Genomic DNA, 22,917 nt, shown 5'->3' with positions numbered 1-22,917 from the left:
GTTTATGAAGAATTTCAAAGTTTGTGATCGGTTCCCGTAATCCAAATATCTTTTGTATAGATATTTCGGGTTTGTTTTGGATTTTGCACATTCTCCAAAAAATATATGTCTTTTGATTAAGTTTAAAAAATTTAGTAAGACCTAAGTATAAATTATGCTTGGCATTGCTTTCTGGCATCTTGTTAAGGTTTGATTTAGCGATTTGAAATCCAAAATTTGCAACCGAGATGAAAGCTGTAATTCTGTTATCTGGGGGATTGGACTCTTCCACAATTCTGTACAAAGCTAAGGCTGATGGCTGTGAATGTCATGCTATTTCCTTTGATTACCAGCAGCGACACCGACGAGAGTTAGAGTCAGCCTTGACTGTTGCTCAAAAAGCTGCGATCGCAAAACATCAGGTGGTTAATTTTGACTTACGACAATGGGGCGGTTCCGCACTTACCGATGATGCCATTGATTTACCTCAGGAGCGATCGCTAGATGAAATGTCTCAAAATATTCCTGTCACTTATGTTCCGGCTCGTAATACCATCTTTTTAAGTTTTGCTCTTAGTTACGCCGAAGCGATCGCAGCAGAGCGTGTCTATATCGGTGTCAATGCCTTAGATTACTCAGGATATCCTGATTGTCGCCCCGACTATATCCAAGCAATGCAAGAAGTTTTCCGCCTGGGAACTAAACAAGGGCGTGAGGGGCAACCAATTAATATTGTTGCACCCCTAATCAATCTGAAAAAAACCGAAATCATCCAACTGGGCAACCTATTGGGAGTTCCTTGGGAACTAACTTGGTCTTGCTATGCCGGTGATGATGTCGCCTGTGGTGTATGTGATTCTTGTCGCTTGCGGCTAGCAGCTTTTGCCGAATTGGGACTGGTTGATCCAGTGGACTATGCTTCTTGAATGAGGAGTGAGAAGTTAGGGACTTGCAAAAAATAAATTATCCCAAATTATTTCTAAATTTATAGGGGCGCAAGGCTTTGCGCCCCTACGTACTATCAACTCGTAACTCTTCTAACCGTTGCAGTTGAATCTGATGCAGGCGTGGGCCAACAATTGATACCACTGTGAATTCGAGATTTTGATAACAGAAGATTTCACCTTTGACAGGAATTTTCTGTAACTGATACAGCAAAAACCCGCCTAGTGTTTGATATTCTCTGGTTAAGGGCAAGTTAAGATGTAAAACTTCGTTGAGGTCTTCGAGGTTTATTTGTGCCTGCACTAAAAATTTTTGCTCACCTAACATCTGAATCAGTAAGTCTTCGCTGTTTTCAGATTCACCACCGTTACCAATAATTTCGGCAATGACATCTTTGATTGTCAATAGTCCCACAGTACCGCCAAATTCATTCACTACCATGACCATAGCGGGTTTCTCTTGCTGCATCATGGGCAAAAGTTCACTCAAGGGCGTGTGTTCTGGAACAAACCGGGCGGGACGCATCCAAGGTTGAATCTGTGTCTCTAAACTGAGCTTTCCTACGGCCAAAGGTTGTGCCAAATCTTTAAAATAAACAATGCCGCGAACATCGTCCAAAGATTCGCCAATCACAGGATAGCGAGAGTAACCAGTAGAAGCCATTTCTCTGAGTAATATCTGGAAGGTAGCATCTTTTGGCAGCGTGATAATACTGGTGCGGGGGATCATCACATCTTGGGCCATGACATCCCCAAACTCAAAGACATTATTGAGCAATTCTCGCTCTGCACGCTGTAAACCAGTAGACCCCCATTCTGTAGAGATAATCAGCTGTAATTCTTCGGGAGTTACAGGCGGCCGCCAGCCTTGACCTGTGTATTGGATGCCAAAAATCCGCAATAGAAAACGAGTTGATTGGTTGAGAATCCAGATGAAGGGGCTAAAAAAACGGACGATCGCTTTTACCGGAGGCCCTAAAAACCTAGCTAGCTGTTCTGAGTACAGCATGGCTAAGGATTTGGGACACAGTTCCCCGATCACTATTTGTAGATAGGCAATTAAGAAAAAGGCGATGGGAATTGATAAGGAATGCGCCAGTAAGTTTGTCATCCGACTGGGTAAAGGCCAGGATCTTAACCATGCATTCACTAGCACAACAATCGTACTTTCCCCAATCCATCCCAGCGCCAAACTAGAGAGAGTAATACCTAACTGAGTTGTAGATAGCAGTCTGTCAATACTACGTTGTAGCATTTCCACTGCGATCGCTGGAATATCTCCAGCCTTAACTAGCTGATGAATACGCGATCGCCGCACGCTCACCATCGAAAATTCCGCAGTCACAAAAAAGGCATTTATGGCAATCAGTAGTAGCACTGACAACAACCGTAGCGCCACATCTGTCCACATTAAATTAGGAAAACCACTCACTGCCAAAGCTTGTGTAAAACTCACGTCCTCCATTTAGGGGAATTGAGGAATGGGGAATAGGGAGAGATGAGAAAACAAGGAGAATAACCATGCCCCATACCCAATCTCCAATCCCCAGCCCCCAATACTCAATCTACCTTTCCACAGGAATATCTGATGCTTCTAGCTTCAATTTTTGAGCGGGATAATCGGTGAGGGCAAGTGATATTTTCTTGACATCATCAAGTAAAGCTGTAGGAATGCTTACTGTACCTGAAAAAGCTGGCCCATTTACAGGCAATTCTGTTGGTAAACCCTCTGTACTAGCACTCAGAGTTCGTCCTTTGTCATCGGTAACATCTAAAAAACTATAGAGGAAGCGCACAGAATCCTTACCTTTATTCTGCATTTTCACTTTCAGTAGCAAATCACCACCAGAGTAGCGGACAGATTGCACAGACATGGTTACACCCTCACTCTGGGCAGTAACCGGAAAACCTGGTTGGAGTTTTTCTTCAACCACTTCTGGGGGTTTTTCCTCTGGCTTCTGCTTGCTGCTATTGGTTTCTTCATCGTCTTCCTCTAGCTTTTCTGATTTAGCAGGCTTGGTCTTACCCTCAACTCGCGCCTTGACAATTTTCAGAATCTCTTCCTCTTTTAATAGCACCAGCCCTGCCTGTTGGGAGCTATTTGACTTATTGCTGGCAAATTTGGTTGTAGGACGCCCATCTGGTGTGGTAACGCCTTTAAGTGCTGAACTCCCCAGTTCAAAACCCAAAAACGCGCTCACAGAACCTGCTCCCATCATCAGAATTAACAAAACCAAAGTAAGAAGTACAGTAGAATTTATTTTCATCGTTGACAAGCTATCACAAATAGAATGCTGGTCTATTTAAGAATAGTGAAGCTTTTGACCTCAATCCTTAAAGGAACTTAATCAATATTAGTTTGCACTATATCCATGATCAAATTATGTAGTATAAAAATCTGGTAAACTATTATCCGGTATTCACAAGCGGTAAATTTGTGATATAAGTATATAATTGGATAAAGTCAGTGCATAAAGTACTTTCCTCAGTCTAAAATTAGCAAATAAGGTTGATTAAAAGTTAAAATAATTTACTCATATCAACCCGAAAGTCAAGAAAACAAGCGCCTTTGGCCGATTGGGGAGGCAACGAACTCATAATTCGTCTTCAGGCTGGTTCGATTCCAGCAGGGCGCACTGAATTATCAAAAAGCAGTAATAGAGAGCATGGGCAATTTTGCTGAAGTTGCTGAAGTGTTGGTTAGTAATTATTATCCCCTGCTTTCCATTACAGACACGATTAATCGCGTTTTTCCTCCCCAAGATTACCGAGATGGTAAAGTTTCAAACCTGAATTCAGTTCCTACTTTAAGTTTGCTGCTATTCAAGCGAGGAGACATCATTAGGGATGTGTCATAAGGATTTGGTAAATCAGGAGTGCGAATATAAGGATCGTTGCCAACTTGTTGAGTCAGGACATCATGATATAAAGTGTTAACCAACTCAGCATCTCGGGCAATTTCATTTTCTGGGAAGGAACCACCGAAACCAGAACCAGATCCTAAAAATGAGTCTAGCTGACGTTTGAGGCTACCATTTTCGTAGAAATTGCGATCGTGACGAAAATAAGCTCGTTCAAATACATCATTCGTAGTTTCAGTTTTGGGTGTTGCGGTTTGGGCAGATGCAATAGAGGGAAAAGCAATACCAGCAGCAAGCACCACTAATAAACCACCAAAGGGTTTGAATTTTATACGCACGTTTCTGACTCCTCAGTTTTTGGGCAATCTTAATTTATGCTTAAGTTCAGAACTCTGATGAGTTCAACCTTTGGTGTAGCACAATTTTTAATGTTTTGTAATGACGTATCCTACTGAAACTCTTGCTCACTCAGATATTTGGGCAACTACTACTGATTTGGCTACCTTGCGCCACAAGCTACTAGATTTATTTTGCCAACTTGCTTATCAAGAGGGTGATTTTCTCCTCTCTTCTGGGCTGCGTAGTTCTTATTACGTCAACAAGACACAGGTAACACTCCATCCTCAAGGCGCTTTGGCAGTTGGAAGGTTGCTGTTTCCTTTGTTACCTGTAGATACACAGGCTGTCGGTGGTTTAACAATGGGGGCTGACCCAATTGTGACAGCGGTGAGTATAGTTTCTGTTTATGAAAACCGACCGATACCAGCGCTGATTATTCGCAAGGAAGCCAAGGGTTATGGGACAAGAGCTTATATAGAAGGCCCCAGTTTGCCAGAGGGTGCAAAAGTAGTAGTTTTGGAAGATGTGGTTACAACTGGGCAATCTGCTCTGAAAGCGGTTGAGCGTCTTAAGGATGCGGGTTATACCGTAAATCAAATAATTTCACTGATAGATCGACAGCAAGGGGGAGGTGAGTTGTACCAATCAGCTGGGTTGAAATTTGAAACTTTGTTTTCGATTCAGGAAGTTCAGGAACGCTACCAACAACTTGCAAATTCATAAATAATAGGACTTGTACTAATTCGTAATTAAGAATTGGTACAAGTCCTTAATAGGGGTTGGCTGACTAATTAAATGTCGTTTTATTCTTAGCCTTGTGCAGTGAAAGTCGCAAGCACGGTTCCGAATGGTCGGGGTGTAGCAGTAATCCCCAACCTTAGCAGCCTACATTGTAATCGTTCGTGGAGCGTCTCTGAGAAAAGAATACAGTGTAGGAGTATATTACTTGCAGTAGGTTCGTTGTGGCAGACTAGGATCTAATACAAAAGGATTTTCATTACCTTGGGGTGTTTTAGCGATCGCCTGACTGCGTGCTATCTCACCAGCATCAATTGGATCGTCTGCTTGCCACTTACAGAGAGTATCCTTTTGGGCTTCAAAAAACCTTGCATTTGCCAGTTCTGGGTAGACTGTGCGGAAATAGAAAATTACCCGAGCAACGTCTCCTTTCTTTGCCTCCCGTGGTTCAAAGAATCCCCGTTTGAATTCGCTGTATTTGTCAATATCCTGCGGACTCGGTTTGAAACTTAGTTCATCATCGTCAAGATACCAAGACGTAGTTTGATCATCAGGAATATCTCCAAATGGAAAGTTTGCGCGATCGCTGTTAACTTCCACGCGTGAAGCAAAGAGGTTATGCAAATCGCTTTTTGCTGGGCCTTCAGCTCCCATACTCTGCGGCCAAACGTGTTCTGCATTGATTCTGCGTTGTGCAGCTTCTTCTCTGGGTTTATCTGAATTTGGGTTGATCGGAACACTATAACCAGCGTAGATGTCTGTTACTATACCGCCTTGGTTATCTATTTTGGTGTAGAGAAAATCACGAGCGCTACCATATCCGAGGCTAATACGAGGAGAGTAAAGGCTATCTAGTTTTTTCAGTAAATCGTCTCCTGTAACACCAGAAAGAATTGTGCTTGATGTAACTGGTGGTTCAAAAGTGGTATCTGGAATTGATGGAATAGGAGTAGTCTCACCAACAGGTGATAGAGTAAACCGAGCAATCACAGGGTCGTGATCACTGGTTGCTCTAGAAAACCCTGCGTTAACGTGAACAGCATTTATCTCAGGATTTGCTTTATTAAACAAATTTGCGGTAACGAGGATCTGGTCAATTTGTTCTTTACTTCCTCGAAAGATATAAGAAAAGCGGTCATCTTGAGGAATTTTGTTTACCAAATTTTCCAGCTTGTTTCCTTCCAGAGCTTTTATTGCCTGGGAGTCTGGAGTATCGTTCAAATCGCCAAGAACAACAATATTTGCATTTGGGTCAGTAGTTAAGCGATTTACAACAAATTCGTTAACAATTGTTGCCTGTTTTATCCGTTTTGGGTTAGAAGCCGCTCCGCCGCTTTTAGAAGCAAAGTGATTGTTTATCAAGGTAATGGGAATATCGTTGAAAGTAAATTCACCCACTAAAGGTTTGCGACTTTCTAAAAAAGCTGAATCGTTTGCAAAGCGTTCAAGGTTCTGTAGTTTAACTCGTAGAGGATTGAACAAAAAGCCTACGCGGATATTGCCACCTGGTTGGCCTCCATCAAGTCCGTTCTGAGGCGGAATTTCTTGATATTCATAAGCTGGGCCTCCTACAGATTGAATAGAATCAATTAGAGTGTCAGCAGTCAGAGCAGCATCAACTACTGAACTCAACTCAGCCCCATCATTGTCTTGTACTTCTTGCAAAGCAATAATGTCTGGTGCTTCAAGATTATTAACAATCTGGTTTGCCAAAGCTGTAAACTTACCGCTTGTCACATCATCATCGACGTTTCTGCTCGTATTACCATCAACCTTAGAGACACTTTCCTTTTTAGGATCAAGATTTTCGACATTAAAAGTAGCAAGCGTTAGTTGTGTAGGACTTCCTACCAAAGATGTAACTTGTACACCATGAGCGATTTCTGAAGGAAGGCAGAATGCAAGAAAAATAATAAGGCATAGCGTCTGTAAGACTTTTCGGATAGAACTCATGAACATTGTCCTTAATTGTAGATAGAGACTAAATTCAGTTGGACAATTATCCCAAAGATATGAGAAATAAATAAATCTAGAGGATGTTTTAAAAATTCCTTTATTGGTAGCAAAACATTCTAAATACCCCTAAGTTATCGAGGAATTTAATTTAAGTTCCACTTTCAAAAGGGAGGATAGGCGGGATAAATAATTACCTAAAATTACAGCCAGCCATTTTTTACACAATCTCTAAATTTTTCTCAAGCCATTGGGCTAAGAAAAACAATGTATTTGTTTAACTCACAATTAAGTATTGAGTGCCAGTTTGCTTTTTGATTATGAAGTGTACTGAGATTTGCAAAAAGATGTTATAGCAATAATACAGCAGTTATTTGATATTTATCAACTGGTTATTAAGTTACTTTCCGATATTAGATTGCGACTGCTGTTAGCGCAGTATAAGCTAGGTAGTAGCTTAACTTGGAGCGTTTAATAAATGCAATTTTGAGCAAGATTAGGTATAAACAAAAAATAATATTTAGGAATTATTTAAGAATATAAAAATTAATTAACTCAAGGTTAAGGATTGATAAAAATATACTAAAAGTAAGGACACACATCTGTGTACCCCTGCTACTTGTTTAACCAAATAGAATCACGTTCATAGCTAAAGAGTGCCCAAGGAAACAAAAAATATTGAGTCAGTAACAAATTCTTTTGCTCAAAGAGATGGTGAAAAAGCTTAAGCACTTGCGATCGCTTGGGAAAAACAAACGCAAATTGCCTTAAGCCGCTTGAGATAGAAATGCCCTGCTTTTTGCTTGATTTGCATAAGTCCTAAGTATTTTGCTCATTAAGCGTGCCACTATAGAAAATAGAGCTGCAAATTGAGCAATAGGAAGACTAAAGAACATTGTGCAGATAACATTCTTAGGGACGAGTTCCGGTGTACCCACGCGATCGCGCAATGTTTCCAGCGTCGCCCTGAGACTACCCCAAAGGGCAGAACTGTGGTTATTCGACTGTGGTGAAGGCACCCAGCATCAAATTATGCGGAGTGAGCTGAAAATCAGTCAACTCTCGAGAATTTTTATTACCCACATGCACGGCGATCATATCTTTGGCTTGATGGGGCTTCTTGCTACTTGCGGCTTGGCTGGCAATGTGCAGCGAATTGATATCTATGGCCCATCTGGATTAAATGATTATATTCAAACCGCCTCACGTTACTCCTACACGCACTTTTCTTACCCGATCAAAGTTCACGCCATCCGTCCAGGGGTAATTTATGAAGACGAGGACTTCACCGTTAGCTGCGGTAATTTGCATCACCGCATTACAGCTTTCGGCTACCGCGTAGCCGAAAAAGACCGAGCAGGACGCTTTGATATAGAAAAAGCCAAAGCGTTGCAAATTCCTCCCGGTCGGGTTTACGGTCAACTCAAGCGCGGTGAAACTGTTACCCTTACTGACGGACGGGTAATTGATGGCACGCAATTATGCGGCCCCACAGAAATTGGTCGAAAGATTGCCTATTGTACAGACACAATTTATTGTGATGGTGCAGTGGAATTAGCAAAAGATGCAGATGTACTAATTCATGAAGCAACCTTTGCCCATCAAGATGCAGATATGGCTTTTCAGCGGTTGCATTCCACAACCACAATGGCAGCACAAACAGCTTTAACGGCTGGGGCACATCGGCTGATTATGAGTCATTTCAGTCCCCGCTATGCTCCCGGCAATACCTTGGAGTTGAAGGATCTCCTCAAGGAAGCCCGGGCAATTTTTCCGCGTACTGATATGGCTTTTGACTTCATGATTTATGACGTACCTAGAAGACGGGAAGTAGAGTTAAGCAAGGTAAGCGTTTAGATTTTAGATTTTGCAGAAAGTCTGATCGGAGGTTTCCGATGCTCATGGACTCGCTTTAAGCGATCGCGCCGCGTAGCGTAGCTATGAGGTCGGCGTTTGCGTTAGCGCCTCCAAAGAAGAAAAGGCTTTACGCTACGCTATCCGATCAGAACTTTCTAAGAGAGATTTTGAATCTTACCCTTATAATCTAAAATCTAAAATTAACTAGGCTCTACCTTAGAGTTTAGTAATCCAAATTATAGCGTCTAGCAAATAGACAGCAGTTTACTTTCACGACTAAGTAAACTAGCTAACCAGTAATTTACGACTTACTAAGGATATAGAAATATACAAGTAGTATAATTTAAATTCTCAATGTGTTTTTTAGATTACAAGTTAGCAAAATAACTTTAATATATAGTTATGTTGTGAATCAGAGAATTTTTTACTGAAATTTTTAAGAAAAATAATTAATTTTCCGTCAAGATTTTTCTTCGTTCAATAAAATATTTATTAAAAATTTATTCTTCCAATACTGATTAAGAATTTATATGCATGAATTGATGAACATGAAAGAGGTAGTTGGCATAAGATTTTGCCAAGTAATCTTGTCATTTTTGGAAGAATAATTAAGTATGCTATTGCAGCTCTAGGTGTAAAAACATTCCATATTTATCATACATCTTCCAAATAAATATACTGTTTCGATATTAGAGGAGTTTAATAGTGGCTAAGACTAGTCTGAATCAAGAGCAACAGGTTACTACTTCAGTACAAAGCGTAGGTCGCATAAGACAACTATCTACTATTTTGTTTCGCCGACGCTTTCTGATCTTTGGGGTTTCCTGCGTAGTCATGTCAGCTGCTAGCCTCTTGGCTATTATTTCTAAACCTACTTACCAAAGCAATATGCAGATATTGGTAAGTGCCAATTTATCTGAAGGAGCAAAGTCAAATAAAATCCCAGTAGGGGCAAATACTCAGGTAACTGATTCCAATTCTCAAGTTGTTAATTCCACGACTCAGATGAAGCTCATGCTGAGTTCTAAATTGCTCCAGAAAGCCGTAGATTTACTTCATTCTGATTATCCTGATATTACCTTAGAAGATATCAATGGTCAAAAAGAACCAAGCAAAAAAACTCCTTTGAAAGTGATCCCAGAAGAAGGAGGAATGGGAGCTAATAAAGTTTTTAGTCAAGTATTTGAAGTTTCTTTCAATGATAATGATCCAGTGAAAGCACAAAGAGTACTTCAAGCTTTACAGAAAGTCTATCAAAATTACAACAAACAGCAACAAAAAGAACGTCTGAATCAGGGGATGGCTTTTGTAAATGCTCGCCTACCTGAGATAAAAAAAGAGGTGAGTAAAGCCGAGAAAAATTTGGAAGAGTTTCGCAAGAAACATAAATTACTCGATCCCGAAGTTCAAAGTAAAATCCTGCTAGAATCTCTAGCAGATATTCAACAACAGTTACAAACCACTCGTGCTAACCTTCAAGATGTCAACGCTCGCTACAGTAATCTAGAGCAACAAATAGCGTCTTCGTCACAGCAGAATGCACTAATTTCTTCTCGTTTAAATAAGTCAAACCGCTACCAAGCATTATTGAGTGAAATTCAAAAGACTGAACTAGCATTAGCTAAGGAGCGACTGCGTTATACAGAAGATTACCCATCGGTACAAAAATTAAAGCAGCAACGTCAAAGTCAACTGTCACTATTAAGAAAAGAGGTGAGACAGATTACTACTAGCAGTAATGGAGAACCACTATTAAAAGGTCAAATGCTAGGTGTTGAGCCAAAGCTAGTAGACGAGTTAATTCTGGTGCAAACAACTGTCTTAGGACTAACTGCTAATGAAAAAAATCTAGCTGAATCAGAACAACGACTTCGCTCTGAACTAAACACATACCCAAGCTTAATAGCAGAATACAACCGTCTGTTGCCAAAGGTAGAAACTAGTCGAAAAACCCTTGAGCAACTGCTCCAAACGCAACAGTCTTTGGGACTAAAAATTGCTCAGGAAGGATATAACTGGCAAGTTTTGACAGAACCTAATCTGGGTACTTATATGGGAAACAACAGATTATTGTTTTTGCTTGGGGGAGCGGTAATTGGCCCAATTTTAGGTATCTTAATAACACTGATTTTAGAAAAGTTTAATGACGCTATTTATTGTGCGGGAGATTTAAATAAACTAACGAATCTACGTGTACTAGGGTCAGTACCAAAACTAAGATTGCCTAACGTGAAAAAGCGGCGGCTGGGACTGCCTTGGAATGGGCGGCGAAGCTTTGATACCTCTGTAATAGAAGCCACAACTAAATTGCCTGTCCATGAAACACTGGACATGGTTTATCAAAATATTCAAATATTAAAATATCCTTTGCCTTTTAAGTCTCTGATGTTTACTTCGGCGCTACCAGGGGAAGGGAAGACAACCTTAGTATTAGGGCTTGTGGCTAGCGCTACCCGGATGCATCGACGGGTATTAGTTATTGATGCTAATTTGCACAATCCTAGCTTGCACAAAATCCTAGAACTATCCAATGACTGGGGACTATCTCTGTTATTAGTTGATGAGACAACTACTGATTTTCAAGATTACATCCAGCCCATTCACCCTTCTATTGATATTTTGACTGCTGGGCCCGAACCAGAAGACACGGTAAAGTTGCTCAGTTCTAAACGGATGAAAGAACTAATAGAGTTGTTTGAGCAAAGTTATGACCTAGTACTGATAGATGCTCCACCTATTTTGGGCACAGTTGATGCCAGGATTGTGGCATCTTTTTGTAATGGTATTGTAATGGTAGAACGCATGGGAAAAGTGACCAGAACTGAACTGACTCAAGCTATAGAAATTTTGAGTAAGTTGAATTTAATTGGGATTATCGCTAACGAAGTGAGTAATTCTCAAAAGGTATTGGCATCGTAGATTAAAGACGCAAGGCGACATTGGGCATTGGACATTAGACATCTTGCAAAAGTAACTTTTGCAAGATGTTGGGGAAAGGGTAAAGGTTAAAGGTAAAGGGGAAATTCCATCCCTTTCCCCTTTACCCCACAAATGCCAAGAAGGTTGTAGCATTTCACTTCCGTCCAATCAACAAATAAGTTGTTATCTTCCCTTTGTCTTTAACTTCGATTTCGCCTTGTTTTTCAAAGAAAAATTCATTACACAAGCACTTATAAGTATCTTCTGTAACCTGGATTTTGCCAGCAACACCTTGAGATTCTATGCAGCTAGCAATGTTTACCGTGTCTCCCCAGATATTATAAGTAAACTCGTTGAGATCAATTACTCTCGTCGCTACGGAACCAGTATGGATGCCGATACGGGTGCTGAAATTTTGATTGTTATCAGTATTAAATAGAGCGATCGCAGTTTGCATATCCAGTGCCATAAGAGCGATCGCTTGAGCATGATCTAGGCGGCGTGTGTGCAAGCCACCAACCACCATATAAGCATCGTTAATGGTCTTAATTCTTCTTAAACCATGTTGTTGAGTGAGGCGATCAAAAGCTGATAAAATTGAGTTGAGTAAGTTTACTAGTTGAATTGCACTTATAGAAGCAGCAATTTCTTTAAAGCCGACGATATCTGCAAATAAAACTGTGATATCAGCAAAGTCTTCGGAAATACTGGCTGGTTCTTCTTTCAGTTCTTGAGAAATTGCGGCTGGCAAAATATTCAGTAATAAGCGTTCAGTTTCTTCCTGCTGATGACGCAATGCTTTTTCTGCTGCTAGTCGCTGAGTTACATTGCGAAAAATGCCACGAGTCGCAACTGGATGACCTTCAACAAATTTACAATTAATGTTACCTTCTAGAAAGATTGTTTGACCATCTTTAGTAACGAATGCGGCTTTTACTTGCCCAAGCTTTTCTCCAGATAACACGCGATAAAACCTTTGCAAACAGTGTTGTTTAAAGTCTGGATGTATAATATCGAAAAGATTCATATTCGCAATTTCAGTTTCGCTATATCCCAAAGTTTCTCGCCATGCACGATTGACATACAAAAAATGGCCAGATGGGTTGACAGATTGAATCAAGTCATTAGCATTTTCAAATAAATCACGATATCGTTCTTCGCTTTCTACAAGAGCATCTTCTGCTTGTTTGCGTTTGATAAATTGGGCAATTTGACTACCTATGGAACCCATCATTTGTAATAAGTCTTTATCTTTTGGTAATATGTCCCGATTAAAGAAAACCATTACTCCTAAGATTTCACTATCATCTAAGATCGGGAAGCCAAAAGCTGCATGTAACCCAGTCTCAGCAGCAGGTAGCGATCGCCTTTTGTCTCCATCTTCTGTAATATCTTTAATCCATAAGGGCAAACGTCTGATCCAAATTCGACCAGGTAAGCCAATACCAGGTGCATAGGTAGTTTGCCAGGTGATTGCTTTAAACTCTCGGCCAGAAATTAATCGACTTGACCAAATTTCCACACACCTTAATACTGCATTCAAGCTGTCTCCTTGTACGGAAGTGCCAATATACTGGCTTGGTGTCCAAAGTTCGCCTAGATCCCATCCCAAGTTTTGACAAATCGACTGCAAAATTTGGGGAATTCCCTGCTTTACGTTTTGGGATTCTGATAATATACGAGTGATAGCATACTGGGCACTTGTACGCTGTTCCCGTCGTTGCCAAGCAGTAATATCACGACCAATGTAGACAATATCTTCTAGTTCTTCTGTTTTTTTCGCAATCACCGAACAAGAAAAAGCAATCAACAGCTTTTCTCTAGTTTTTGTTCGACACACTACCTCTAAATTCTGTAACTTTTGCTTCAAATACGAATGTTGATAAATAGCTTCTATTAATACTTGATCGTTATCAATTATCAGTGATATTGGTTGATTAATTAATTCTTCTTCTCTAAAACCAAATAATTCTTGAGCAGCACGATTGACTTTTTTGATTTTTCCTGCATTACTAGTTACTAATAAAGCATCTGCAATTGAAGTAATTACTTGTTCCATGTAATTCTCGCACGAGATTAAAGCACTTGATAGCAGATTGGTTTTCTTGGCTTGTTTTGATAACTTTTACTTTAAAACAAGCCTATCGGCAACATCTTCTATCAAAACTATTCATTTATTTTTCTGCTGTTAACCGATAATATATATATCATAATATATGGGTTTTATGCCCTAAAAATCGGTTAATTTTTTGTAATTAAAACAGTTGTTTTTCCCCTATTAGTATAGCTTTCAGGATATCTTAAAATCATATCAACTGAGGTTTATTATTGGGCGCTGACTATGATCTGATTCCAGGCTTTAACTACTGTCTGTAAATTTTTAGGCAAATTATTTTGAGAAATATCGTTGTATCGAACCGTACCCTCTTGGCTGGTGAGAGTGTAGGTGATATAGTCAGCAGCACCACTAGGGGCGGGGTAACTCAAATTCTGAAATTTACTAAACTTAGAATGTTCTAGCGATCGCACAAATTGTTGCACCTGTTGCACAGAAACGCGGCGAACACTACGTTCAGAATCATTGGCATCACCAATCCGCACGCGAATCAGTCGTCCATCTTTGAGTAAAACAGTCTCGTAGGTTCTACCAGTAAAACCACCACTGGAGATTTGCCGAAATACTATATCCCGATCTAAGGGTGGTGGTAACTCGCTGGCTGGAATTTGCACAGAGGCTAGTGTACTATTGCTAGCTTTTTCATTTAGCCTAACTGCGGAACCTGTTTGATTGGTATGATAAACCAAGGTTTGCTCAACCGCGCCGACAACCACCCGCCAGCCACTATCTATAGCCTCAGTACAGTTTTCATCAGGGCGTGGTAGGCTCAAACAACCATTACTCCAAGTTTGCTGTTCAGCCTGAATGATAGTTAGCTGAGAAATTGGCTGTTGCAAACGTTTGGAGGCAGCTTGCAAAACAGCGTTTTTTACAGATGCGGGTAACTTAGCTGGCAGATTTTCTGAGGGATTTTTTGCCGAAGCTAAACGTAGCGATCGCCCATTGTTATTGGTATGATAAATCCAGTTTTCTTTGCCATCAGATACCACAATTCGCCAACCCGGAATTAACGCTTGGGTACAAAATTCATCAGGTTGAGGCAGTTCTAAGCACCCATTGCGCCAAGTCTGTTGATTATAATCAATAATTTGCAGCTGTCTGGTTGAAATTCCCTGTCTGCGGGCTAAATCTCGCAGTACCGCTCTAGCTACTGGACGTGGCAAGCGGTTTAGTTTAATATTGTCTTTGATGACTTCGTTGCTTATTTCTAGTGATAAGTTTGCAGAAGCACCCGTAGCATTTTGGATAACTGTTAAACCGCTAGCAACAGACAAAATCCCAGTCAAAATCAAAGCAGTGAAAATGCGCCTTTGATTAGTGTTTAAGTAGTTTTTCAACATATTTTTCTTAAAAATGTAGTGATGTTACCCAAAAGTTACACAGCTTAGAAATAGAATTTAATCACTAATAGATATTAAAGAAGAATTCATGAGTCAGAATTAAGACGCTCTCTACAAGGCGCTGCGCGTAGCTTGCTTCTCCAAAGGAGTACGCATAGCTAACAGTGCTCCACCATTTGTACAGAATACCCTTCTTGCATTCTGACTTCTGGCTCCTGAATTCTGTTTCTATAAAGTATATAATTTCATAACTTCGCCAGTTGGAATTACTTTATTATCTGTTTTTGAAACATATATAAAGACAGACGTTGACAAACTGATTGTTTGTTCCTTATGCAAATTTTTTATGCAGATGCACTCAATCAAAACGCCCTGTAACCTTGCGATAACCAATTAAGAACTTAAAAGCTAAGGCTTCATTAAGGGCTTCCAAATAAAAAAATATCCCATCGCTCTGAGGGCAGCAGGAGGAAAAGTCGTTTTAAGTCAAGAAATTAGATAATTTGTTTTTTGGAGTTCTCTTAAGCTAAGAAGTTTCTTGGAGAAGACAACCCACACAATTGTCTTAGAAAATAGATTGCAAGCAAAGTGTTGCAACAGTTTCTGCTTCACTTTGGTAAGGGAAGACTCTATAAAAGTAATTTTAAAAAGAATGCTACTGCTCGGTTCAACCTAAGGTATCCAAGGTTTTAAAAGTCATCTCAGGCAATATCAGGCGCTGATAGCTTGTTGTTCAGATTCAACTAACTGACTATTAGGTACATCAAATCTAATAGTACTAGCTGCCCAATCTTTGAAATCGGGTGCTAGCCAGACTAGCTTGCGAAGGATTTCATCATTTACCCACAACACTAAGGGAAACCGAAACTGCTTCCGAAACTCATCTCGCATGATATTGGTACTGATGATTAGTTGGTTGATTGCCACCACAGATTCTAACCCCCGTACCATTAAAGCTTCGGGCTGAGTAGCATCAATTTCAGTTGTAATAGCCGTATACAGTTTGTCAGCCGCAGGTGAGAGCAAAACTTCGTGGATATCTGCTGATGAAAATTCTGTTAGCAAATTCAGCACTTGCTGCTGCCTATGAACACAGTTACAACACGCTAATAACAGTGAGAATTGTCCACCAGAAACCATCATCGCTCTTGCCAACCTCTTGGTGGCTGCTATGCTGCTAACTGTGCTGTTTTCCGAATTACTTAAACTGATCATTAAAAAATCCTACTTTTAATTTTAAAGAATGGTTTAGCAATATTCAGTGATTCTACCGTATTAATTTTTCTTCAAAAGTGTTAAAGGGGTAACTTTGATGACCTTTTTCTCTGTAATACTAGGTATTATATGACAAATAAGCATAACAATGTATTATCTCGTATTTACAATCAAGGGATAATGTAAAGGTACTGTTAACACAATGTAAGTAAAAGAGTGTAGGCAAAAAATTAGCAATTGAATTTTCATTGTATTTTTATAAATTTTCGCATCTGTTCGCAGTTAAGTAATTTTTTTCAAAGATGCGGTTAAAAAAAATGCTCAATAAAAGTTTAACAGTAAAGACTAGCAAGTGGGAAAAAACTTATAACAGTGTTAAATTACGCTTATACTTGCACCATTTCACTAAATAGCTAATACAAATATATGGGTGGGGCGTACAGTACAAATGTACCTATCTAAAGCTGATTCATTGTGTTGCATAGATTTTTGAAAATGTTATTAGACACGGGTTTCTTTGCATTACGCTTCTCTTCTTGTCGTTGTTGCGCGTAGCAGGCTTTAAGAGCAACGGTATGAGTGACGCGCTCCCTACTCTCGTTATAGCTTTGCTTCACGCTAACATCACTCACCTATAAGGCTGATTTACCGCGTCATCATGTCTTCTCAGCCGCCAGCCAGTTTGAGACGGCTATTAACAATTCTTAATTAATTGTTGAGTGCGCGGTGTGAAGTGATATCAGCCTAAGATGCAAAAATCTTTGTCCATTAAAGCTAACTCATTCTTTTGATAGAACTTGAGATGGAAGATGTCGTTCCGTTAGTCAGAGGACAGGGAATATTTAGCTTTCTAAGATTAGTTCAGAAGATTTAACCATAACACCAAGTTTGAAATTTAATCCATTGTTTGAGGTGGATAGCTAAGAAAAAACGTGTGTAAATAATAATTAATTTTTTGGAAACCAATCAGGATGTCACACCATGCTATTCAAAGATCGGAGGTTTGCAGGTCAAGTTTTGGCTAGGGAGTTAGGCGCTTATGCTAACCGCCCAGATGTTGTGGTATTGGGGCTACCAAGGGGTGGCGTACCCGTAGCCTTTGAAGTTGCCAAAGCTTTAAATGCTCCCTTAGATATTTTGGTAGTACGTAAATTAGGTGTACCTGAGCAAGAAGAACTAGCGATGGGAGCGATCGCTTCTGGTGGTGTACGGATAGTCAATGAATATATTATCAGTCTGATGAAGATATCCGATGAAGTAATTGCCAGGGTTGCATTGCAAGAAGAACGGGAGTTAGAGCGGAGAGAAGGGCTTTATCGCGCAAATCGCCCCTTAAGAGATTTACAAGGACGCACTGTTATTTTGGTAGATGATGGTTTAGCTACGGGTGCAACTATGTGGGCCGCTGTTATGGCTGTGCGAAAACAGCAACCGGCTCAGATTGTGATTGCTGTGCCTGTCGCTGCCCTTGAAAGTTGCCAAGAATTAGAAACTCAGGTAGACAAAATCGTTTGCGTCTCGACACCTAGCCCTTTCAATAGCGTCGGTCTTTGGTACGAAGATTTTCCTCAAACTACGGATCAAGAAGTGCGCGACTTACTTGCAAAAGCATTAGAGGCAGCCAGCTTTGCGCCCCTACCCCAATGAGAATCGTTACATACAGCAGATTTCAAGGAAGGTGAAGTAGACAACGATTCCATTTCAAAGCCAGCTATAAAAAGTATTTTATTCTTGTTAGCGTAGCGGGGCATAGCCCATTCAGAATTCAGAATTCTGAATTCTCCTACATCATCATTACTTTTTCTGCGCTAGCCTTTGACTAACTAACTCACCCGCCAAATGTATTGCCGCTTTCATACTCGTAGCATCAGCAATTCCCTTACCTGCAATATCAAATGCTGTTCCGTGATCTGGTGAAGTCCGAACGAAAGGAAGACCAATAGAAGTATTAACTGCCCGATCAAACGCCATCAGCTTCACAGGAATTAAGCCTTGATCGTGATAAAGTGCCAAGTAGCCATCAGCTGGATTTTGTACTAAAGAATTTCCATACCAAGCTTGACCTGGTTTAACCCACATGGTATCTGGCGGTATCGGCCCATCTAAGTGGAATTGTGGGCGTTTTTGTCGTTCTTCCTCCAACCAGGGAATTAACCAATCCTGTTCTTCATGTCCTAATTGTCCCTGTTCGCCACTGTGGGGATTTAAACCTGCGATCGCAATTCTCCCTCTATCTATACCAAAATCTTTCTCCAAACACTCCACTAGCAAATCTAGTTTTTGTGTCAACAACTGCGGTGTCAACGTATCAGCTACTTGACGCAAGGGTATATGTGTGGTCGCAAGTAAAGCGCGGAGTGTCCAATTAGTATGGGGCGATCGCGCCACAAATAACATCCCAAAACGGTCAACACCTGACTTTTGCGCCAAAAGTTCCGTTTGCCCTGGATAATTATATCCTGCGGCTTTCCAAGCAGATTTAGCGATCGGCCCTGTGACAATAGCATCAAATTTACCAGCCAGTGTTTGAGCGATCGCATATTCCATATACGCAAAACTAGCCGCACCACTGGCCGCATTACCTATTCCTGGGATAATTTGACCTTTAATTTCCCCATCCAATTGCACATCAATAACTGACAACTCGTCTGGATTTGCCAAAGGTGCTAAATTCTCGATTAAATTCAGTTTGTGATAAATCTGTGCCAGCAAATCTCGGTTTCCCACCACTGTAATGTCATATTTTTGACTAATTTCCAAATCTGTTAAAGCTTTCAAAATCACCTCTGGCCCAATTCCCGCCGGATCACCCAGCGTCAGCGCCAAATGCGGACGATTTTCTTTGCCAAAATTGATTAAATTACTTTGATAATTTTGATACATAAAATCTCTTCATAATTAGTATTATCAAATTTTCTCAATTTCCCCATCTCTCCCTGCCTCAACAGTAGGGATTGCCCCCCAAACTAGTAGGGATAACCTGCTAAACTAGTTTAAAATTATTTACACAGGTCTAATCCTACAGCAACTATTGAAAAGCTTCTGGTAGACCTAGTTTACACACCACTTTGCATAAGGAGAATCACACTAATGGGCGGCGAAATTTTGAATGCAGCTCTATTGTCTTTCGGTTTAATCTTCGTGGGCTGGGGCTTAGGCGCGTTGTTACTGAAAATTCAGGGCACAGAAGAATAATAGAGTACTGAGTCCTTAGTACTGAGTTAGGAGTTATTATTCTCCCCACTCTCTAGTACAGACGCGATTAATCGCGTCTCTCCCCATTCCCTTTATTGATCGAAATGAAAAAAATCTTGTCTATTAACCGGACAGTGATTCTCCCATAAGTCTATCCAAATAAATAGATTTTCTGAGAAAATATGTAAAGTTTTGTTTGCATAGGTTATTCTGATAACATTCTTTTCATAAAACATTAAAATTTATTACAACCCTCATGACATTATTAATTGTCGGTGCCACTGGCACCTTAGGAAGACAAGTGGCTCGTCGTGCAATCGATGAGGGGTATAAAGTACGCTGTCTTGTCCGCAGCAGTAAAAAAGCAGCTTTTCTCAAAGAATGGGGTGCAGAACTCGTCCCCGGAAATTTACGTTACCCCGATAGCCTAGCGGAAGCTTTAGTTGGTGTAACCCAAGTTATTGATGCGTCAACATCTCGCCCTACAGATTCACTGAGCATCAAACAAGTGGACTGGGAAGGCAAAGTAGCATTGATTCAAGCAGCAAAAGCAGCTGGTGTAGAGCGTTTTATCTTCTTTTCGATTTTAGATGCTGATAAATACCCAGAAGTCCCGCTAATGGAAATTAAGCGATGTACAGAACTCTTCTTGGCTGAGTCAGGCTTGAATTATACCATCTTGCGGCTAGCTGGCTTTATGCAAGGGTTAATCGGTCAGTACGGGATTCCTATTTTAGAAGGACAGCCAGTTTGGGTAACAGGTAATTCTTCTCCTATCGCCTATATGGACACTCAAGACATTGCTAAGTTTGCGATCCGAGCATTGAGTGTACCAGAAACGGAAAACCAAGCTTTCCCTGTAGTCGGTACTCGTGCATGGAGTGCAGAAGAAATCATCAACCTATGCGAACGCTTATCTGGAAAAGATGCTAGAGTAACGCGGATGCCAATAAGCTTACTGCGTGCTGTGCGGGGCTTAATGCGGTTCTTCCAGTGGGGATGGAACGTAGCAGACAGACTAGCGTTTACAGAAGTATTGGCTAGTGGTAAACAGTTAAATGCTTCAATGGATGAAGTATATACAGTGTTCGGTTTAGATCAGCAACAAACCACAACCTTAGAAAGCTATCTACAAGAGTACTTCAGCCGAATAATGAAGAAGCTTAAAGAGGTAGACTACCAGAAAAATAAAAATAAAAAGCAGAAACCTAAAAAAACTCCTTTTAAACAGTCTTCAAAAGCTAATAGTCAATAGTCATTACAAAACAGACATTAGTCGTTAAACTCTAGACTCTAAGATATTTGACTCTAGATTAATGACTACATGACCAAAAATGTGTAAGGATTACATAATACAGAGCATCGCCTAAACTTGGATATTTGAGTGTGCCGAAAGCAGGCATTATCTACAATGACATTAAACCGATAGCGGGCCGTGTCGCTATCGAGTTGAAAGACAAGCTAACCGCAGCCGGTTGGAATGTATGTATCACATCGAGTATCGGTGGAATATTGGGCTACTCTACCCCAGAGAGTTCTGTATGCCACACCCCCATTGACGGTCTGACACCCCCTGGTTTTGACTCAGATATGAAGTTTGCAGTGGTATTAGGGGGAGACGGCACTGTTTTAGCAGCGTCTCGTCAGGTCGCCCCCTGTGGTATTCCACTGTTAACAGTGAATACTGGCCACATGGGATTTTTGACAGAAACTTTCTTAAATCAATTGCCTCAAGCATTAGAACAGGTGATGGCGGGTGAGTATGAAATTGAAGAACGAGTCATGCTCACCGTCAAAGTGTTTCGGGGAGATTCAGTACTATGGGAAGCCCTCTGCTTGAATGAAATGGTGTTGCATCGGGAACCTTTGACCTCTATGTGCCATTTTGAAATAGCTATAGGGCGTCATGCGCCAGTAGATATTGCGGCGGATGGTGTGATTGTTTCTACGCCCACTGGTTCTACAGCTTACTCATTGAGTGCTGGTGGCCCGGTGGTGACTCCTGGCGTACCTGTTTTACAGTTAGTACCCATTTGTCCCCATTCTCTCGCTTCTAGAGCATTAGTGTTTCCAGATACTGAATCGGTGAACATCTACCCAGTCAATATTCCTCGATTGGTGATGGTGGTAGATGGCAATGGAGGGTGCTACATCCTACCAGAAGATCGAGTATATATGGAGCGATCGCAATATAGTGCCCGATTTATTCGCCTACAAACCCCTGAGTTTTTCCGAATTTTGCGAGAAAAATTAGGTTGGGGTTTGCCACATATCGCCAAACCAACTTCGGTAGAATTGCCATAGGGATTGGGCAGGAGGTAGAAGGCAGGAGGTAGGAGTTTTTGATTTTTGATTTTTGAATTTATTTCTCCCTCATCCCCCACTCCCTACTCCCCAACTTACTGTTTCCTTCCAGAATTACTGGTGTAAATATGGTATTTGGATTTAGTTAATTAAGATTGCATCGAAGAATTCGATGGCTGACACCTGAACGTGCTAAAAGATCCTTAACAGTATGTCGAATCAGGATTGCTCCATCAAGAAAAATTCGTAGTTGCACTTTATAACTGATGTAAAGATTTTCACTCGAATACCTTTACAATCCTAAATCTAATATCCCAAATTGTTATGACAGTTGCTCAAAGTCCCTGTGTTTTGGTGGTTGAAACCGATGAGAGCCTAGCAAATCAACTTTCTTGCGACTTGCAAGAAGCCGGCTATGAATCAATTGTGGTTCATGATGCAGCAGGTGGTTTAGAACATTGTCGCGATCGCCAGCCTGCTTTAATTGTTTTAGACCGGATGCTAGCAGGAGAATCAGGACTCTCATTGTGCAAAAATCTGAGAGGCACTGGTCTGCGATCGCCTGTATTGATTTTAATGGCAAGAGATACAGTCGATGATCGTGTAGCTTGTCTAGAAGCTGGAGCAGATGATTACATCCTCAAGCCTTATCGCTCAGAAGACTTTTTAAAGTTAATTCGCCTCTATTTAAAACCCGATATCGATACCACAGAGCAATTACGCTTTGGAGATTTGATTTTAGATATAGCAACTCGCCGTGCGATACACAACGGACGGGCAATTGACTTGACAATGAAGGAGTTTGAACTCTTAAAATTCTTAATGGAACATCCTCGTGAGGTATTAACCCGCGAGCAAATTCTCGAAAATGTTTGGGGTTACGACTTCCTAGGTGAGTCGAATGTAATTGAAGTATACATCCGTTACTTGCGGTTAAAAATCGAAGATGAAGGTCAAAAGCGCCTCATTCAAACAGTGCGCGGTGTAGGGTACGTTTTAAGAGAATCTTAGTACAATGTCTAAGCTAGTTTTGAGGGTTTGTAGTAAGCACCAAAGTCCTTACTACAAACTTGCTTACCCATCAATTTAAACTTTACAGACTATTAGTATACTGTGATGGAAGTTTGCCTACTTCGTTACCTCGTTTCCAGTGT

17 protein-coding genes and 1 tRNA gene are annotated in these 22,917 nt (G+C 40.7%); 10 read left to right on the top strand and 8 right to left on the bottom strand.

The genetic code is table 11. From position 1 onward, the window contains the following. Window positions 1–227 precede the first annotated feature (227 nt). Window positions 228–905 (top strand): 7-cyano-7-deazaguanine synthase QueC, encoded by a 678-nt coding sequence (queC, locus tag H6G97_RS07370; protein ID WP_190940009.1) that lies wholly within the window; start codon window positions 228–230, stop codon window positions 903–905. Between the two features lie 85 nt (window positions 906–990). On the opposite strand, the gene H6G97_RS07365 is transcribed toward queC, so the two are convergent. Both H6G97_RS07365 and H6G97_RS07360 read right to left on the bottom strand, forming a co-directional pair. Further along, window positions 991–2,388, bottom strand: coding sequence for a hemolysin family protein (locus tag H6G97_RS07365; protein ID WP_190940008.1), 1,398 nt, complete (start codon window positions 2,386–2,388; stop codon window positions 991–993). A gap of 100 nt (window positions 2,389–2,488) precedes the next feature. Continuing rightward, window positions 2,489–3,190 (bottom strand): hypothetical protein, encoded by a 702-nt coding sequence (locus tag H6G97_RS07360; protein WP_190940007.1) that lies wholly within the window; start codon window positions 3,188–3,190, stop codon window positions 2,489–2,491. Window positions 3,191–3,486: 296 nt separating this feature from the next. On the opposite strand from H6G97_RS07360, the gene H6G97_RS07355 reads away from it, so the two are divergent. Continuing rightward, window positions 3,487–3,559: transfer RNA gene (locus tag H6G97_RS07355), tRNA-Ile, on the top strand. A gap of 128 nt (window positions 3,560–3,687) precedes the next feature. On the opposite strand, the gene H6G97_RS07350 is transcribed toward H6G97_RS07355, so the two are convergent. Further along, window positions 3,688–4,122 (bottom strand): hypothetical protein, encoded by a 435-nt coding sequence (locus H6G97_RS07350; protein WP_190940006.1) that lies wholly within the window; start codon window positions 4,120–4,122, stop codon window positions 3,688–3,690. Window positions 4,123–4,222: 100 nt separating this feature from the next. On the opposite strand from H6G97_RS07350, the gene pyrE reads away from it, so the two are divergent. Further along, a complete protein-coding gene (gene pyrE / locus H6G97_RS07345; protein WP_190940005.1) occupies window positions 4,223–4,846 on the top strand; it encodes an orotate phosphoribosyltransferase in 624 nt (207 codons plus the stop codon). Window positions 4,847–5,065: 219 nt separating this feature from the next. Here pyrE and H6G97_RS07340 read toward each other — a convergent pair whose 3' ends face one another. Next, window positions 5,066–6,814, bottom strand: coding sequence for an endonuclease (locus H6G97_RS07340; protein WP_190940004.1), 1,749 nt, complete (start codon window positions 6,812–6,814; stop codon window positions 5,066–5,068). An 897-nt stretch (window positions 6,815–7,711) separates the two neighbouring features. Here H6G97_RS07340 and H6G97_RS07335 point away from each other — a divergent pair. Continuing rightward, on the top strand, window positions 7,712–8,671 hold the full coding sequence (locus tag H6G97_RS07335) for a ribonuclease Z (protein ID WP_190940003.1): 960 nt from the start codon (window positions 7,712–7,714) through the stop codon (window positions 8,669–8,671). A gap of 705 nt (window positions 8,672–9,376) precedes the next feature. Further along, window positions 9,377–11,590, top strand: a complete 2,214-nt coding sequence (locus tag H6G97_RS07330; protein WP_190940002.1) for a Wzz/FepE/Etk N-terminal domain-containing protein — start codon at window positions 9,377–9,379, stop codon at window positions 11,588–11,590. Between the two features lie 154 nt (window positions 11,591–11,744). On the opposite strand, the gene H6G97_RS07325 is transcribed toward H6G97_RS07330, so the two are convergent. The 3 genes from H6G97_RS07325 to H6G97_RS07315 form a co-directional block, all read right to left on the bottom strand. Further along, window positions 11,745–13,649, bottom strand: coding sequence for an adenylate/guanylate cyclase domain-containing protein (locus tag H6G97_RS07325; protein ID WP_242054833.1), 1,905 nt, complete (start codon window positions 13,647–13,649; stop codon window positions 11,745–11,747). 266 nt (window positions 13,650–13,915) lie between these two features. Further along, window positions 13,916–15,049 carry a hypothetical protein gene (locus H6G97_RS07320; protein ID WP_190940001.1) on the bottom strand — a complete coding sequence of 378 codons (1,134 nt, stop codon included), beginning with the start codon at window positions 15,047–15,049 and terminating at the stop codon, window positions 13,916–13,918. 711 nt (window positions 15,050–15,760) lie between these two features. Continuing rightward, entirely contained in the window at window positions 15,761–16,264 is a 504-nt protein-coding gene (locus H6G97_RS07315; RefSeq protein WP_190940000.1) for a hypothetical protein, read from the bottom strand. A 981-nt stretch (window positions 16,265–17,245) separates the two neighbouring features. On the opposite strand from H6G97_RS07315, the gene H6G97_RS07310 reads away from it, so the two are divergent. Further along, entirely contained in the window at window positions 17,246–17,911 is a 666-nt protein-coding gene (locus H6G97_RS07310) for a phosphoribosyltransferase (RefSeq protein WP_190939999.1), read from the top strand. A gap of 147 nt (window positions 17,912–18,058) precedes the next feature. On the opposite strand, the gene pdxA is transcribed toward H6G97_RS07310, so the two are convergent. Continuing rightward, window positions 18,059–19,147: a 4-hydroxythreonine-4-phosphate dehydrogenase PdxA gene (pdxA, locus tag H6G97_RS07305; protein ID WP_190939998.1), complete on the bottom strand. Its 1,089-nt coding sequence runs from the start codon at window positions 19,145–19,147 to the stop codon at window positions 18,059–18,061. Between the two features lie 207 nt (window positions 19,148–19,354). On the opposite strand from pdxA, the gene petM reads away from it, so the two are divergent. The 4 genes from petM (at window position 19,355) to nblR (ending at window position 22,774) form a co-directional block, all read left to right on the top strand. Further along, entirely contained in the window at window positions 19,355–19,459 is a 105-nt protein-coding gene (gene petM / locus H6G97_RS07300) for a cytochrome b6-f complex subunit PetM (RefSeq protein ID WP_094344256.1), read from the top strand. A gap of 256 nt (window positions 19,460–19,715) precedes the next feature. Continuing rightward, window positions 19,716–20,714: an SDR family oxidoreductase gene (locus H6G97_RS07295; RefSeq protein ID WP_190939997.1), complete on the top strand. Its 999-nt coding sequence runs from the start codon at window positions 19,716–19,718 to the stop codon at window positions 20,712–20,714. A gap of 131 nt (window positions 20,715–20,845) precedes the next feature. Further along, on the top strand, window positions 20,846–21,763 hold the full coding sequence (locus H6G97_RS07290; RefSeq protein ID WP_190939996.1) for an NAD(+) kinase: 918 nt from the start codon (window positions 20,846–20,848) through the stop codon (window positions 21,761–21,763). 324 nt (window positions 21,764–22,087) lie between these two features. Then, window positions 22,088–22,774 (top strand): response regulator transcription factor NblR, encoded by a 687-nt coding sequence (nblR, locus tag H6G97_RS07285; RefSeq protein ID WP_190939995.1) that lies wholly within the window; start codon window positions 22,088–22,090, stop codon window positions 22,772–22,774. The last annotated feature ends 143 nt before the right edge of the window (window positions 22,775–22,917 follow it).

Source organism: Nostoc flagelliforme FACHB-838 (assembly GCF_014698065.1).
GTDB classification, from domain to species: Bacteria; Cyanobacteriota; Cyanobacteriia; order Cyanobacteriales; family Nostocaceae; genus Nostoc; species Nostoc flagelliforme_B.
This window is presented reverse-complemented; position numbering and strand designations above follow the sequence as displayed.